Source organism: Amycolatopsis sp. NPDC051903, from assembly GCF_044452505.1.
Lineage (GTDB): Bacteria > Actinomycetota > Actinomycetes > Mycobacteriales > Pseudonocardiaceae > Amycolatopsis.
The window spans coordinates 301,318-316,209 of sequence record NZ_JBITBT010000002.1; the positions used below are offsets into that span (position 1 = coordinate 301,318).

11 protein-coding genes are annotated in these 14,892 nt (G+C 72.3%); 5 read left to right on the plus strand and 6 right to left on the minus strand.

All coding sequences use genetic code 11. The annotated features are described in order from the left end of the window. The first annotated feature begins 21 nt into the window (after window positions 1–21). Window positions 22–768: a thymidine kinase gene (locus ACIA77_RS05675; RefSeq protein WP_395884604.1), complete on the plus strand. Its 747-nt coding sequence runs from the start codon at window positions 22–24 to the stop codon at window positions 766–768. 225 nt (window positions 769–993) lie between these two features. Continuing rightward, on the plus strand, window positions 994–1,341 hold the full coding sequence (locus tag ACIA77_RS05680) for an RNA polymerase-binding protein RbpA (protein ID WP_204096238.1): 348 nt from the start codon (window positions 994–996) through the stop codon (window positions 1,339–1,341). A 202-nt stretch (window positions 1,342–1,543) separates the two neighbouring features. Here ACIA77_RS05680 and ACIA77_RS05685 read toward each other — a convergent pair whose 3' ends face one another. Genes ACIA77_RS05685 through ACIA77_RS05695 form a run of 3 tightly spaced genes read right to left on the minus strand, consistent with a single transcriptional unit; the run spans window position 1,544 to window position 5,584 of the window. Next, entirely contained in the window at window positions 1,544–2,308 is a 765-nt protein-coding gene (locus tag ACIA77_RS05685) for a polyprenol monophosphomannose synthase (RefSeq protein ID WP_395884605.1), read from the minus strand. Between the two features lie 23 nt (window positions 2,309–2,331). After that, window positions 2,332–3,957: an apolipoprotein N-acyltransferase gene (gene lnt, locus ACIA77_RS05690; RefSeq protein WP_395884606.1), complete on the minus strand. Its 1,626-nt coding sequence runs from the start codon at window positions 3,955–3,957 to the stop codon at window positions 2,332–2,334. A 10-nt stretch (window positions 3,958–3,967) separates the two neighbouring features. After that, window positions 3,968–5,584 carry an amidohydrolase gene (locus ACIA77_RS05695; RefSeq protein WP_395884607.1) on the minus strand — a complete coding sequence of 539 codons (1,617 nt, stop codon included), beginning with the start codon at window positions 5,582–5,584 and terminating at the stop codon, window positions 3,968–3,970. 225 nt (window positions 5,585–5,809) lie between these two features. Between ACIA77_RS05695 and ACIA77_RS05700 the strand changes: the two genes are divergently transcribed. From ACIA77_RS05700 to helR, 3 genes are all read left to right on the plus strand, one after another. Further along, the gene (locus tag ACIA77_RS05700; protein ID WP_395884608.1) at window positions 5,810–7,228 is read left to right on the plus strand and encodes an FAD-binding oxidoreductase; all 1,419 of its coding nucleotides are present in this window, start codon (window positions 5,810–5,812) and stop codon (window positions 7,226–7,228) included. A gap of 113 nt (window positions 7,229–7,341) precedes the next feature. After that, window positions 7,342–8,733: a KamA family radical SAM protein gene (locus ACIA77_RS05705; protein ID WP_395884609.1), complete on the plus strand. Its 1,392-nt coding sequence runs from the start codon at window positions 7,342–7,344 to the stop codon at window positions 8,731–8,733. 287 nt (window positions 8,734–9,020) lie between these two features. Then, complete coding sequence (gene helR / locus ACIA77_RS05710) at window positions 9,021–11,195, plus strand: RNA polymerase recycling motor ATPase HelR (RefSeq protein ID WP_395884610.1); 2,175 nt, start codon at window positions 9,021–9,023, stop codon at window positions 11,193–11,195. 3 nt (window positions 11,196–11,198) lie between these two features. Here the strand turns inward: helR and ACIA77_RS05715 are convergent, their stop codons facing one another. From ACIA77_RS05715 to ACIA77_RS05725, 3 genes are all read right to left on the minus strand, one after another. Next, a complete protein-coding gene (locus ACIA77_RS05715; protein ID WP_395884611.1) occupies window positions 11,199–12,359 on the minus strand; it encodes a serine hydrolase domain-containing protein in 1,161 nt (386 codons plus the stop codon). A 358-nt stretch (window positions 12,360–12,717) separates the two neighbouring features. Beyond that, window positions 12,718–13,338: a hypothetical protein gene (locus ACIA77_RS05720; protein ID WP_395884612.1), complete on the minus strand. Its 621-nt coding sequence runs from the start codon at window positions 13,336–13,338 to the stop codon at window positions 12,718–12,720. A gap of 109 nt (window positions 13,339–13,447) precedes the next feature. Continuing rightward, window positions 13,448–14,680 (minus strand): peptidase S8, encoded by a 1,233-nt coding sequence (locus ACIA77_RS05725; RefSeq protein ID WP_395884613.1) that lies wholly within the window; start codon window positions 14,678–14,680, stop codon window positions 13,448–13,450. Window positions 14,681–14,892 lie beyond the last annotated feature (212 nt).

Consider the following 14,892-nt stretch of genomic DNA (forward strand, 5'->3'; position numbering starts at 1 on the left):
GGCCGGATAGGGTCGATCGTCGTGACTGTCCTCGAAGACGCCGGGCCCGACGATCCCACCGACGCGCTGTCCCCGGTCCCCGCGATGGAGACCCGGGCCGGGCGGCTGAAGTTCTGCTACGGCCCGATGGACTGCGGGAAGTCGACGCTCGCGCTGCAGATCGACCACAACCACGCGCGCCAGGGCCGGCGCGGACTGGTGCTGGTGCGCCACGACCGCTCGGGCGCGCCGCAGATCAGCAGCCGGATCGGGATCACGCGGCTCGCGACGGAGGTCGCGGCGGACACGGACGTGCGGGACCTGGTGCGGCAGCGGTGGGCCGCGGGGCAGCCGGTGGACTACATCATCGTCGACGAGGCGCAGTTCCTCTCCCCCGCGCAGGTCGACCAGCTGGCGGAACTGGCCGACGACTCGGGCATCGACGTCTACTGCTTCGGCATCGCCACCGACTTCCGCAGCCGCCTGTTCCCCGGCGCCGCCCGGCTGTTCGAAGTCGCCGACGAGCTGCAGCCGGTGCAGGTCGAGGTGCTGTGCTGGTGCGGCCGCCCCGGCCGGTTCAACGCGAGGGTCCGCGACGACGAAATACTCCGGGAGGGTGACACCGTTGTCGTGGCAGATACCGAACAATCCGTAGTTGAAACTTCAGCTTCGGCACGTTCCGATGCCGAACAAACTACGCTCCGCTATCAGGTATTGTGCCGCCGACACTTCCGGTTGGGGGATCTGGGCCCGGCGACGGCACACCACGGTCAGTTACGGTTGTCGTGAACGGAGCGTCAGTAGCCCAACTGGGGGATATCCGCACTTGGAAGGCGGTATCCGCGTCACGCGGGAGCGCGAAAGCTCTCCCACTAGAGGAAGCTGATGCCGAAGGGTGACGCAGCTCATCGTGAGCAACGACATGGTTACCCGGGAATCCCCCGGACGCCAGGATCGTTGCATAGGGTGAGCATCACCCTGGCTCCATCCGGAGCTGACTGAAAGGACCCCATCATGGCCGACCGTGTTCTCCGTGGAAGCCGGCTGGGAGCGGTCAGCTACGAGACCGACCGCAATCACGACCTCGCCCCGCGGCGCACCGTGCGCTACGCGTGCCCCAAGAACCACGAGTTCGAGGTGCCGTTCTCCGACGACGCCGAGATCCCGACCGTCTGGGAATGCCGCCTGCACGGCAGCGAGTCCGAGATCGTCGACGGCGGGCAGCCCGAGCAGAAGAAGGTCAAGCCCCCCAGGACGCACTGGGACATGCTGCTGGAGCGCCGCTCCATTCCTGAGCTCGAGGACCTGCTGAACGAACGTCTCGCCGAGCTCAAGGGACGCCGGACCAGCCGGTCCGCCTGAGTCTCGGCCCGTAGCTGGCTCCCACCACCGAACGAACGGCCCCCGTCACCTCCCCCGACGGGGGCCGTTCGCCTGTCCGGGCCCGGTGCGGAGGGTGCCCGAGCGGTCACCGGACCGGTAGCTCTTCCCGGCCCCGCGCAGGCGGAAGCGGTTCCCCGGCCACCCGCCGGGGAACCGCGTTTGCCCGCGATCCGACTTTCCGCTAGCGGCGCAGGAGCCGGCGCAGCTGGCCGAAGCGGCGCTGCACGCCCCATTCGGCCACGCGGAAGAAGGCCTCCCGCATGATGTCGCCGCTCATCTTCGATTGGCCGATCTCGCGGTCGGTGAAGGTGATGGGGACCTCGACGATGTCGAAGCCCGCGTCGGCGGTGCGGCGGGTGAGGTCGATCTGGAAGCAGTACCCGTGCGAGGCGATCTCGTCGAGCTCGAGCTTCTCCAGGACCGGGCGGCGGTAGGCGCGGAAGCCGGCCGTCATGTCCGACACCTTCAGCCCCAGTGCGATGCGCGAGTACAGGTTCGCGCCGCGGGACAGGAGCTGGCGGCTCAGCGGCCAGTTGACGGTGCTGCCGCCCGGGACGTAGCGGGAACCGATCGACAGGTCGGTGTCCGCGACGGCGTCGAGGATGCGCGGGAGGTCCTCCGGCGCGTGGGAGCCGTCGGCGTCCATCTCGACGAAGGTGGCGTAACCCTGGGCCAGGCCCCAGCGGAACCCGGCGATGTAGGCCTTCCCCAGCCCGGCCTTCTCCGTGCGGTGGAGCACGTGGACGCGCTCGTCCCCCGCGGCGCGTTCGTGGGCCAGCTCACCGGTGCCGTCAGGGCTGCCGTCGTCGACGACGAGCACGTGGACGTCCGGGAGTGCCTTGTGGAGCCGGTCCAGAACCGGGCCCAGGTTGTCCCGTTCGTTGTAGGTCGGGATCACCACCAGCACCGGCTCGATACCTTCGGCCCCCCGCGGCGCCTGCGCCATCCGTCTCCTCCGAATCCGGCGGCTCAGCCCGCCGCTTCCCCTGCTGTCGTGCCGGCGCGAGCGCGCCGGGTGCGAAAACGGAGTACGAACCCGCCGGCGACACCGGCGATCGCCAGTGCCAGCAGTCCGTACTCCGTCCACGCACCGAGTCGATCCGACAGCGTAGTCTGCGTCCGCAGCGGCACGCGCTCGACCAGGGCGTCTGCGGTGAAAAGGCTGGTCGAGCCGGTGATCGTCCCGTCAGGGGCCACGATGGCGCTCACGCCCGACGTCGCGGAGACCACCACCGCGCGCCCGTGCTCCACCGCCCGCAGCCGCGACATCGCCAGCTGCTGGTAGCTCATCTCCCCCGGCCCGTACCAGGCGTTGTTGGTCGGGACGACGAGCAGTTCGCCGCCTTCGTCCGTCGCGTCGCGCGCCGGGCCGTCGAACGCGGTCTCGTAGCAGATGAACACCCCGACCTTGGTGCCCGCGACCGACAGCGCCGCGTTGCTGCCGTCGCCGGGGCGCATGTCGGCGGTGTCGTCGACGAACGGGGTCACCAGCCGCGCGATGTCGCGGGCCGGCACGTACTCGCCGAAGGGCACCAGGTCCTGTTTGGCGTAGCGCTGGCCCTGCCCGGTGCGCGGGTCCCACACGATCGCGGAGTTCTGCGCGGTGCCGTCGGGCAGCCGGTAGAGGGCGCCGATGATCGCGGGCACGCCGTAGGCGTTGACCATCTGGTCGAGCGCGGGGTCGTCGCCCTCGACGGCGGTGGCGGTCTCGGGCCACACGAGCAGGTCGGGCTTGGGGATCTGGCCGGCCTGGATCTGCGCGAGCAGCTTCGCGCTCTCGGCGAGGTGGTTGCGCCGCAGCACGTCCCGCTCGCCTTCGAGCGCGATGCCGACGTCGGGGGCGTTGCCCTGCACGGTCGCGACGGTGAGCGACCCGTCCTGCGCGGCGGTGCCGATGGTGGGCCACAGGGCGAGCCCCGCGACGACGGGCAGCAGCGTGCACACCAGCGGCGCGATGAGGCGGCGGTCACGCCACCGCCGCTCCTGCCACAGCCGCGCCGCGAGGGCGGCGAGGCCGAACCCGCTCAGCACCACGGCGAGACCCACGAGCGGCGCGCCGCCGACGGACGCCAGCGACAGGTACGCGCCCTCGGGCTGGCTGAACGCGACGCGGCCCCACGGGAACCCGCCGAGTGGGAACCACGCACGCGGCGTCTCGAGCGCGACGAACACCAGCGCGCCCCACAGCGGCGCCAGCGGCAGCCGGGACACCACGCGGATCAGGAGCGCCCCGAGTCCGAAGTAGAGCGACAGCGTCAGCGACAGGCCCAGCCACGGCCACGGCCCGAACGCGCGGCCCAGGAAGTCCTGCAGCCAGATCAGCAGCGCGAGGAAGAACGCCGCGCCGTAGACGAAGCCGTAGCCGAACGCGCCGCGCAACGACCGTCCACGAAGGACCAGCGCGAGCCCCGCGAACGCGATCGGCGCGAGCCACCACAGCGGCCGCGGCGCGAAGCTGAGGTAGTACAGGTAGCCCGCGGCGCCGGCCGCGACGACGCGCAGCAGCCAGGCGCGGGAGAAGCGGCGTCGCTTCGGGCGCTTCGAGGTCGTTTCGTGCGGAGCGCCCGGTTCGGGGTCCGCGACAGTCACTGCCACCCCACGAACTCTAGGAGGCGGACGTGAACTCGTCGTGCAGGACCGTCCCACCGCGCACGGTCCGCAGGCACTTCGGGAGCGACGCGCCCGGGTCCAGGCGCGGCAGCGGCGGCACGCCGGAGCGCGGGTCGGTGGACCAGCGCTGCACGCGCGTGTCGGCGGTGGCCACGACGAGGTCGCGCGCGTCCCAGATCGCGTAGTGCGCGGGCGCGCCGGGCACGAGGCTGCCGGTGACGCCGTCGTTCACGCCGGCGGCGCGGTGGCCGGCGCGGGTGTGGGCGGTGAACGCGGCCCGCGCCGAGAGGCGCGCTTCGGGGGTGTGGTGGTGCACGGCCGCGCGGACGGCGGCCCACGGGTCGAGCGCGGTCACCGGTGAGTCGGAGCCGAACGCGAGCACGACCCCTTCGGCGGCGAGCGCGGCGAACGGGTTGAGCCCGGCGGCGCGTTCGCCGCCGAGGCGGTCGGCGTACATGCCCGACGGGCCGCCCCAAGCGTGGTCGAACAGCGGCTGAGCCGACGCGACGACACCCCACCCGGCCAGCGCGCGGGCCTGCTCGCCGGTCACCATCTCCAGGTGTTCGAGCCGGTGGTGGCGCGCGGCGAGCGCCCGCTGCCCCACCTCCTTCTCCGCGAGCCGGAACCCTTCCACGACCTCCGCGACGGCCGCGTCGCCGATCACGTGGAAGCCGGCCTGCAGCCCGGCCTCGGTGGCGGCGGCGAGGTGCTCGGCGATCCCGGCCGCGTCGGCGTAGAGCGCGCCGGAGGTGCTCGGGTCGTCGGTGTAAGGGCTGGTGAGCGCGGCGGTGCGGGAGCCGAGGGCGCCGTCGACGAACAGGTCGCCGGCCACGCCGTGCGCGCCCAGCTCGCGGGCCGTACCGATCGCGCCGAGCTCGCCCCAGTAGCCGACGACCTCCGGCAGTCCGGGCTCGTCCGCGAGGGCCAGCAGGCCGGCGAAGTCGTCGCGGCCGGCGATGTCCGGGCCGCCGCACTCGTGCACGGAGACGATGCCGCGGGCGGCCGCTTCGGTGAGGAACGCGCGTTGCGCGGCGGCGCGCCGCGCCGGCGTGATCGCGGCGCGTGCGGCGGCGCGCACGTGGTGGTGGGCGTCGCGGGTGAGCGGGCCCTCGGGCGAGAAGCCCTCGGCCGTGCGGGCTTCGGGGGCGAGGTCGACGAGCGCGGTGGACACGAGGGCGGAGTGCACGTCGACGCGGCTGAGGTACACCGGCGTCGCGCCCGCGACCTCGTCGAGCTCGGCGCGGCCGGGCAGGCGGTCCTCGGTCCAGCCGGATTCGTCCCAGCCGTGCGCGAGCAGGACCTCGCCCGGGGCGGCGGCGACGGCGGCTCGTACGGCGGCGAGCAGTTCGGCGCCGCTGCGCACGCCGGTGAGGTCGAGCCCCGTCAGGTGCAGGCCGGTCGCGGTGGCGTGCACGTGGGCGTCGACGAAGGCGGGGGCGACGAACGCGCCGTCGAGGTCGACCACTTCGGCGTCCGGGTGCAGGGCGCGGGCCGGGGCGTCCTGCCCGACCCACACGACGGTGCCGCCGGAGACGGCGAGCGCGGTCGCGTCGGGTGAAGACGGGGTGTAGATCCTGCCGCCGAGCAGGAGCGTCGTGCTGTCGTTCGTCACGGTGTCGAGTCTCCCCCGCGCCCCCGCCCGGGCCCGGGCGGGGGCGGGCGGGGGCGGGCTTTCTCACTGTCCGTCACCGCCCCAGTGGTGCTGTGAGCCAGGTCACCTGAACGGATTTCGCCGCCCGGCACGTGCTTGGTCGGTGAAGGGGGCGGCGCCGGCAGGCGCCCGCCGAAGGGGACGCGCGGCGGGGGCGAACCGCGGCGCGGAAGACAGGGGACTTCGATGCAGCAGAACGTCGCGAGCCCGGTGACCGGGCTCATCCAGGCCGAAGACATCAGCGACCTCGTCGCCGTGACCGACGGTGAGGTGCTGTTGCCGGGCGAGCCGGGGTACGCCGCCGAGTGCGCCGGCTTCAACGTCAACAACCCGCTCGAGCCCGCGCTCGTCGTGGCCGCGGCGGGCACGGCCGACGTGCAGAACGCCGTCCGGTTCGCGCGCCGCCGATCACTGCTCGTGGCGATCAAGGCCACGGCCCACCAGGTCGTGCAGCCCGCGCACGGCGCGGTGCTGATCACCACGAGCCGCATGACGGGCGTGACCGTCGACCCCGCACGGCGCGTCGCGCGGGTGGAAGCCGGAGCACGCTGGGCGCAGGTCGTGGCCGAGGCCGCCCGGCACGGGCTGGCGCCGCTGGCCGGTTCCGCGCCGGGCGTCGGGGTCGTCGGGTACACGCTCGGCGGCGGCCTGAGCCCCGCGCTCGGCCGGTCCCGCGGGTACGCGGCCGACCACGTGCGGCTCATCGAGGTGGTGACCGCGGACGGCACCCAGCGGCACGTGACCGCCGAGACCGAGCGGGACCTGTTCTGGGCGCTGCGCGGCGGCAAGGGCAACTTCGGCGTGGTCACGGCGCTGGAGTTCGACCTGTTCCCGGTGACCCGCTTCTACGGCGGCGGCCTGTACTACGCCGGGGAACGCCTGGCCGCGGTGCTGCACGCGTGGCGCGAGTGGGTGCAGCAGCTGCCCGAGGAAGCTACTTCGTCGGTGATGGTGCAGCGCCTGCCGCCCGCACCGGAGCTGCCGGAGGTGCTGCGCGGCGCGTTCGTGGTGCACCTGCGCTTCGCCCACCTCGGTTCCGCCGCCGACGCCGAACGGCTCCTCGCGCCACTGCGCGCGGCCGCGCCGGTGCTGCTGGACCTGGTGGCGGACAAACCGTTCACCGCGATCGGCGACATCCACCTCGACCCGGCCGATCCGCTGCCCTACTACGACCGCACCACGAGCCTGCGCGAGGTCACGGCCGCCACGATCGACGCGCTCGTGGAGCTGACGGGGCCGGGTTCGGGCTGCCCGCTGCTGGGCGTCGAACTGCGCGCCCTCGGCGGCGCGCTGGACCGCGAGCCCGCGGCGCCCAACGCCGTGCCGGTGCGCGGGGTGCCGTTCGTGGTGTTCGCGCTCGGCGTCGGCGGGCCCGACCGGGCCGCGGAACTGCGCGGGGCGCTGGACAACGTCGTCGGCGCGCTCGCGCCGTGGGCGGCGGACCGGCAGGCGCCGAACTTCCTCTCCGCCGACGAGGGCACCTCGGCGGCGGCGGTGCGCGCGATCTACGGGCCCGAGCGCTACGACCGGCTGGCCGCGGTGAAGAAGGTCTACGACCCGGGCAACCTCTTCCGCGTCAACCACAACATCCGGCCGGCCGCGTGAGCCGAGGCGCTCGGGGCACCGGGGCCGCCGCACCGTCATCGTGCAGAAAGATTTACGTCGTGGGAACGTTGTGACAGGATATTTTTACGTGTTACCGACGACTTGGAGTACAGATGACTGCGATCCAGGAACCTGTGCCCAGCGCCGCCGCCGCTGGAGACCAGCCCTACGAGTACGCGCGAAGGGAGCTGGTGGAACCCGACTGGCGCCGGTTCCCCGGCTGGCACGACGTGACCGACGCCGAATGGCGTGACGCGCAGTGGCAGCGCGTGCACTGCGTGCGCAACGTCAAGCAGCTGCGCGCGCTGATGGGCGACCTGCTGCAGGAGCGGTTCTACGAGGACCTGCTCGCCGACCAGCGCGAGATGGCGACGATGTCGATGCTGCTGCCCCCGCAGATGCTCAACACCATGGCCGCCGACGCCGGCAGCGACCCGGTGAAGGTCACCGAGGCGTTCTACGCCGACCCGATCCGCCGCTACATGCTGCCCGTGCGCAGCGACCGCGACCTCGCGTGGCCGAGCCACCCGCACTCCGAACGCGACTCGCTGCACGAGGCCGAGATGTGGGTCGTCGAGGGCCTCACCCACCGGTACCCGACGAAGGTGCTGGCCGAGATGATCTCGACCTGCCCGCAGTACTGCGGCCACTGCACCCGCATGGACCTCGTCGGGAACTCGACCGCGCAGGTCGAGAAGCACAAGCTCGCGCTCAAGCCCGTCGACCGCCAGGACGCGATGATCGACTACCTCAAGCGCACCCCGGGCGTGCGCGACGTCGTAGTGTCCGGCGGCGACGTCGCCAACGTGCCCTGGCCGCAGCTCGAGGCCTTCCTCATGCGCCTCATGGACATCGAAACCGTCCGCGACGTGCGCCTCGCCACGAAGGCACTGGCGGCGCTGCCGCAGCACTGGCTGCAGCCCAAGGTGGTCGAAGGGCTCGAACGCGTCGCCGTCACCGCCCAGCGGCGCGGGGTGAACCTGGCCATCCACACGCACGTGAACCACGCGCAGTCGGTCACGCCACTCGTCGCGGAAGCCGCGCGCACCGCGCTGGAGGTCGGCGTGCGCGACGTGCGCAACCAGGGCGTGCTGATGCGCGGCGTCAACGCCACCCCGGCCGCGCTGCTGGACCTGTGCTTCGCACTGCAGGGCGAGGCGAACATCCTGCCGTACTACTTCTACATGTGCGACATGATCCCCAACGCCGAACACTGGCGCGTCGCCGTGTGGGAAGCCCAGGAGCTGCAGCACGCGATCATGGGCTACCTCCCGGGCTACGCCACCCCGCGCATCGTCTGCGACGTCCCCTACGTCGGCAAGCGCTGGGTCCACCAGCTCGCCGACTACGACCGCGAGCGCGGCATCTCCTACTGGACCAAGAACTACCGCACCGGCATCGAACACGCGGACCCGGAGGCGCTGCGGCGCCGCTACCCGTACTACGACCCGATCGCGACGCTGCCCGAGACCGGGCAGAAGTGGTGGGCGGAGCAGAACCACTGAACAGAGCGCCGGGGGCCGTCCGCGGCCCCCGGCCGATCAGTGCACAGTGGACGGACACCGCGACGTTCCCGCCGGGCGGCAGCTACGCGCCCTGAGGTGACCACGAGGTTCGGCAGAAGGCCGGAGATCGGCGAACGGAGCACACGCTCCCCCGCCACTCTCAACATATAACGCACCCGGGGACTTGTGGCAAGACCCGGGCGATGCCGCACAATCACCGTCCTGATGCCCGCGACCTGCGGAAACGACGACCGCGGGAGTGGGCCGGGGTGATGGTGAGGGGTCTGTTGTCAGCTGAGGGGTACGAACGGGAACTGCGGTCCGAACGCGACTACGTCGCCGGGCTGTACGGGCGGCTCGACGCCGAGCGCGCGCGGGTGCAGGGCGAATACGAGAAGGCACTGGGGACCAACGGGAGTTCGGCCATGGAGCGCGACGTGTCCGTGCGCGCGCTCGACCGGGAGGTCCGGCGGCTGAACGTGGTCGACAACGGGTTGTGCTTCGGCCGGCTGGACACCGTCGAGGGCGACGCGTCCTACATCGGCCGCATCGGGTTGTTCGACGAGGAGGACGGGTACCGGCCCGTGCTGCTGGACTGGCGGGCGCCCGCGGCTCGCCCGTTCTACACCGCCACGGGTGCGACCGCGGAGGGGATGAGGCGGCGCCGGCAGTTCCACCCGCGCGGGCGGGGCGTGGCCGGGTTCACCGACGAGGTGTTCGGCCGGCCCGGCGCCGGTGAGGGCGGGGACGCCGCGCTGCTGGCCGCGGTCAACGCGCCGCGCGGCGAAGGCATGCGCGACATCGTCGCCACGATCCAGGCGGAGCAGGACGAGATCATCCGGCTCGAGCACCCGGGGGTGCTGGTGATCGAAGGCGGGCCGGGCACCGGGAAGACGGTCGTGGCGTTGCACCGCGTCGCCTACCTGCTCTACACGCAGCGGGAGCGGATGGAACGCCACGGCGTGCTGGTCGTGGGGCCGAACCCGGCGTTCCTCACCCACATCGGCCGGGTGCTGCCGTCGCTGGGTGAGACCGACGTGGTGTTCACGACGACCGGCGACCTCGTGCCCGGCCTGCGCGTCACGGCCGAGGACACACCGGAGGCCACGCGGCTGAAGGGCTCGCTGGAGATCCTCGACGTGCTCGCGGCCGCGATCGCCGACCGGCAGCGGGTGCCGGACGAACCCGTGCCGATCGACCTCGGCGGCGTCACGGTCCGGATCGACGCCGAAACCGCGCAGTGGGCGATCGAAGAAGCGCGCGCGAGCGGGCTGCCGCACAACGAGGCGCGGGCGGTGTTCACCGAGATCGTCACCTACGTGCTCACCGAGCGGGCGATCAACCGCATCGGCCGCGGCTGGCTCTCGCGCGAGGACCGCGACGAGTGGGAGGACCTGCGCCGGACCCTGCTCAAGGAACTCGCCGAGGACACGCGGTTCACCGCGGCCGTCGACGAGCTGTGGCCGATCCTGACCCCGGAAACCCTGCTGGCGCCGCTGTACGAATCGGCCGAGCGGCTCGAGCTGGCGGGCGCCGACCCGGCACTGGGGCGCGCCCGCGGTGCCGAGTGGACGGTCGCGGACGTGCCGCTGCTCCACGAGCTCGTCGACCTGCTCGGCCGGGACAAGGCCGCCGACGCCGCGGCCGAACGCACCGCCGAACGGGAACGGCTCGCCGAAGCCACCTACGCCGAGCAGGTGCTGGACCAGCTCAAGCTCGACCGGGAGGAGCAGGACGAGGACGTGCAGCTGGCCGCGGAGAACCTGCTCTACGGCCAGGACCTGGCCGGCCGGTTCGCCGAGGAGGACACGCGGTCGCTGGCCGAGCGCGCCGCGGCGGACCGGGACTGGACCTACCGGCACGTGGTGGTCGACGAGGCGCAGGAGCTGTCCGAAATGGACTGGCGGGTGCTGATGCGACGCTGCCCGGGGCGTTCGTTCACCGTCGTCGGCGATCTCGCGCAGCGCCGGTCGGAGGCCGGGGCCCGCTCGTGGGGCGCGATGCTGGACCGGTACGTGCCGGGCCGGTGGCTCTACCGCTCGCTCACGGTCAACTACCGCACGCCGGCGGAGATCATGGCCGTCGCCGCGGGAGTGCTGGCCGAGTTCGCCCCGGGCACGACCCCGCCGGAATCGGTGCGCGCCAACGGGATCCAGCCCTGGGCCCGGCCCGTCACCGACACCGGGCTGCCCACCGCGCTCGAGGAGTTCGCGCGCGACGAGGCCGGGCGCGAGGGCACCAGCGTCGTGATCGGTCCTCCGGGGGTGCCGGGCACGGTGCCGGCGGCCGAGACGAAGGGCCTGGAGTTCGACGCGGTGCTGGTCGTGGATCCCGCACGGATCCTCGCCTATGGCCCGCGTGGCGCGGCCGAGCTCTACGTCGCCCTCACCCGCGCCACGCAGCGGCTCGGGGTGCTGCACCGGGACCCGCTGCCGCCCGCCCTCGCGGCGCTCGGCCGGTAGGGGTCAGCTGCGGGAGAGCAGCACGCCGACGGCGAGTTCGAAGATCTCCCGCAGCTGCCCGAACAGCGGCGGCCCGGTCGTCGGGGTGATCTGCGCGGTGATCGACACCGCGACACCACCCCGGCCATCCGGGGTCGCCGCCGCGAACTGCGTGTAGCCCGGGGTGTTCCCGGTGTGGCCGTAGACGGTGCCGTACCGGGTGTCGTAGCGGAACAGCGCCAGCCCGGCGGAGTTCGTGCCCGGCCCCGGCGGCTCGGAACCGCCGGACCGGAACCGGAACTGGGCTTCGCGGGTCTTGCGGTCGGTCAGGGCGCCGCCGACGTAACCGCGGATGAACCGCACCAGGTCCGACGGCGTCGAGACGACCCCGCCGGAGGCCCAGCTCCACCCGGCGGCGATCGTGCTCGTCACGTCTTCGGGCGCGCCGGGGCCGGTGGTGTCGTAGCCGCGCAGGAAGGGCGCCGGCATCGCGGCGCCGCGCGGCAGGCTCGTGTCGCGCAGGCCCAGCGGCTGCAGCACGCGCCGGCTCAGCACTTCCTCGTAGCGGCTGCCGGTCACGGCTTCGCACATGAGCCCCACGAGGATGTTGTCGGAGTTCGAATACTCGTACCGGCTTCCCGGCCGGAACTCCAGATCGTCATCGGCGATGAAGGACAGCAATTCCCGCGGTGGCGGTGGATTCAGCAAGTTGGCGCTGACCGTGTCGCGGAATGCGCGGGTGCCGCTGAAGTCGGGAATGCCGCTCGTGTGGCCGAGCAGCTGGCGCAGCGTCACGTCCGAGAACTGCCGGGGCAGCCCGCGCACCGTGCGCCCGATCGTCGAATCCAGCGACAGCCGGCCGCTGCTCACGAGCGCGAGCGAAGCGGCGCCGCTGAACGCCTTGGCCACGCTCGCGACCCGCATGTGATCATCGGCCCGGGGCGGTCGCTGGGTGCCCAGCCGCGCCGTTCCCGCGGTGTACAGGCTCAGCTCCGCGCCGCGCCCGACCGCGACGACGACCGCGGGCGGCCCGTCCGGACGGTCGGGCAACCGCCGGATCGCCCCGCGCAACGCGTCCTCGACGCGCGGCCGGCCCCCGGCCAGCGCCACCGGAGCCGCCCCCACCAAACCACCCGCCGCGGCCATCGTGGCACTGGCGAGAACCGCACGCCGGGACATCATCATCGCACCACGGTAACGGCGCGGATTGGTCGAGCCAATATGTTTCTGAATCGCCCGGAATGCACGCGGAAAGCGGGTAATTAATTCACCGCATCGAGAATCGGGCATTCGAATCAGGGCAGGAGTTCGCCGGCCACGCGTTCGGCTGATCTTTGCCCGGCCGCGCGGCGCAAGCGTGTTCGCCGCCCGCATCGGGCGCGGCAGGCGCACGACGGGGCGATCAACCGGGCCCGGTCGAGCTCAGGCTGATTGGCCGGGTGCCGTTCGAGCCGCACACACCCAGCCGGTCGCGCCGTCGGTCAGGTTCCTCGCGTCGGGTGCGCCGGACACCCGAGCTCGATGGATGGTGTGAAAGAACCGCTCAGGCCATCTCGGGCACGTTCAGGTGCGCGATCGCGAGCTCGAACTCACGGGTGTCCAGCCGCTCGGCGCCGGCTTCGCGCAGGGTCGTCGTGCGCAGCGCGGAGGCCTTCTCGGCCAGGCGGCGCATGGCGTCCGCGCTGTCGTAGCCGATCGAGGCCACACCCCGGCCCGTCGTTCGGTCGAGCATCAGGCTGGCGCTGGCGAACCCGTCGAACTCGGCGAGCGCGGGCAGGGTCGTCATCTTGAAGATGTCGACCACCCGGTCGAGCTGCTCGGGCTTCACGCGCAGCCAGGTCGCCCGCACCGCGGCGCCGTCGTGGGAGCGGTGCTCGCGGTGCACGAGACCGATCTCCCACTCCTCCACCGTCGGCTCGCCGCCGAACATGTCGACGACGCGCTGGCGCACCACACCCATCGCCTGGGCGCTGGCGTGCATCAGCTCTTCCGACCGCCACGCCGTGGTCACGATGCACCGGCCGTCGTTGCGGGAGGCCAGCATCGAAAGGCCCACGCAGCCGTCGGTGGCGAGCGCTTCGGGCAGCACCGAGTCGCGGACGTGCGCGATCGCGTCGTCGATCGACGCCTGCCGGATCTGGATCGTCGTGGAACGCGCGAACACGGTCCACCTCCTGCCGGAGGGGGCGGCGTCCCGGTGACGCCACCGGTACCCCCACCCTCCTCCGGCACCTCAGGAGGTCACAACGGGCCGAATTTCACCCCGTGCACCCCTAGAAAGCGCCCGCGCCGTGCGGGGTGCCCAGCCCGGTCGGCCCGTCGTAGCCGGGACCGGCGGTGCACAGGTACGAACCACCGCACTTGCCGTTGGTGCCCGAGGTCACGTCGAACAGCTCACCCGGGTGCGCGTACGGCTGGGATCCCGCCGTCACGGAATTCCCGGCCAGCGCGTAGATCGACGCGACGACCGGCGAGGACAGGCTCGTGCCACCGACCTGCACCCAGCCGTCGGCGCCCTGCGCGAGCCCGAGCTGCAGCATCAGGTCGCAGGTCGTGCCGCCGCCGCAGCTGTTGTAGGTGTCGTACACACCCAGGCCGGTCTTCGGGTCGGCCACCGCGGAGACGTCGGCGACGGTCCGCTTCGCGCACGCGGTGTCGTGCTGCCACGCGGGTTTCGGCTCCAGCGCGGAGCACCCGCTGCCGCTGCCCGACCACGTCGTCTCGCTCCAGCCGCGAGTGGTGGCCACGGACTTCGTCAGCGTCGTGCCGCCCACCGCCGTGACGTAGGGCGAGGACGCCGGCCAGCTCACGCCGTAGCCCGCATCGCCGGACGACGCGGTGATCGCGATGCCCGGGTGGTTCAGGTGCGCGTCGGCCGCCTTGATCGTGGAGTCTTCCGCGCCGCCGTAGCTGTTGGAGATCGCCACGACGCCCGGGGTCGCCGCCGCGGTGTCGACGGCGGTCATCAGCGGGTCGGTGTCGGGCGAATCGGCCTCCACCAAGAGGATGTGGCAATCGGGGCAGGTCGCGGACACCGCGTCGAGGTCGAGGCTGATCTCCTCGGCCCACCCGTAGTCCGGCTTCGGCAGCGGGCTCGCCGCCCCGTGCTGGTTGACCTTCCGGAAGCAGCCGTTGGCCGTCGTGCACGGCGACAGGCCGCGAGCGGACCGGTAGGTCGCGAGGTCCTTCTCGGCGGTCGGCGCGTCCATCGCGTCGACGATCGCGACGGTCCGGCCGCTGCCGTGGAGGCCGGAAAGCCCGTAGGCGGAACGGATTTCCGCCGGGCCGTACCCGACCGGGGTCGAGACCACGTTCGGTCCCGGGCCCTTCGGGGATTTGATCGCTTTGCCCAGGCAGTGCAGCTGTCCGTGCGTGGCGCACCCGAAATCGACCAAGCCACCGGTGGGGCGCGACGTCGCGTACGCGCTGCTCGTGGTGGCCAGGGCGAGCGGTACAGCCAGCACGAACGCCACCAGGACCCGGGTCAGGGTCTTCAGTCGCACCATCGCGGCCACCTCCGATCACTCAGTGCCAGCGAATGCTGCCATGTAACGCGTTCGAGGTCACCCCTCTGTATGAAAGAAATTTCCAAACCGTGTCCTGATTGGTCCAGACAACTGTTACCAAGACGTGAGGTCCACCGTGCTGTGCCGCGGTTACTTTGTCGTGATCTGCAACGATTCCGAGCCGGTCGGAGCGCCGGCGGTGGAGGTGTCAC

Coding starts and splice junctions, on each gene's coding strand:
- ACIA77_RS05680 (WP_204096238.1), top strand. CDS start 994: ATGGCCGACCGTGTTCTCCGTGGAAGCCGGCTGGGAGCGGTCAGCTAC.
- ACIA77_RS05685 (WP_395884605.1), bottom strand. CDS start 2,308: ATGGCGCAGGCGCCGCGGGGGGCCGAAGGTATCGAGCCGGTGCTGGTG.
- ACIA77_RS05700 (WP_395884608.1), top strand. CDS start 5,810: ATGCAGCAGAACGTCGCGAGCCCGGTGACCGGGCTCATCCAGGCCGAA.
- ACIA77_RS05705 (WP_395884609.1), top strand. CDS start 7,342: ATGACTGCGATCCAGGAACCTGTGCCCAGCGCCGCCGCCGCTGGAGAC.
- ACIA77_RS05715 (WP_395884611.1), bottom strand. CDS start 12,359: ATGATGATGTCCCGGCGTGCGGTTCTCGCCAGTGCCACGATGGCCGCG.
- ACIA77_RS05725 (WP_395884613.1), bottom strand. CDS start 14,680: ATGGTGCGACTGAAGACCCTGACCCGGGTCCTGGTGGCGTTCGTGCTG.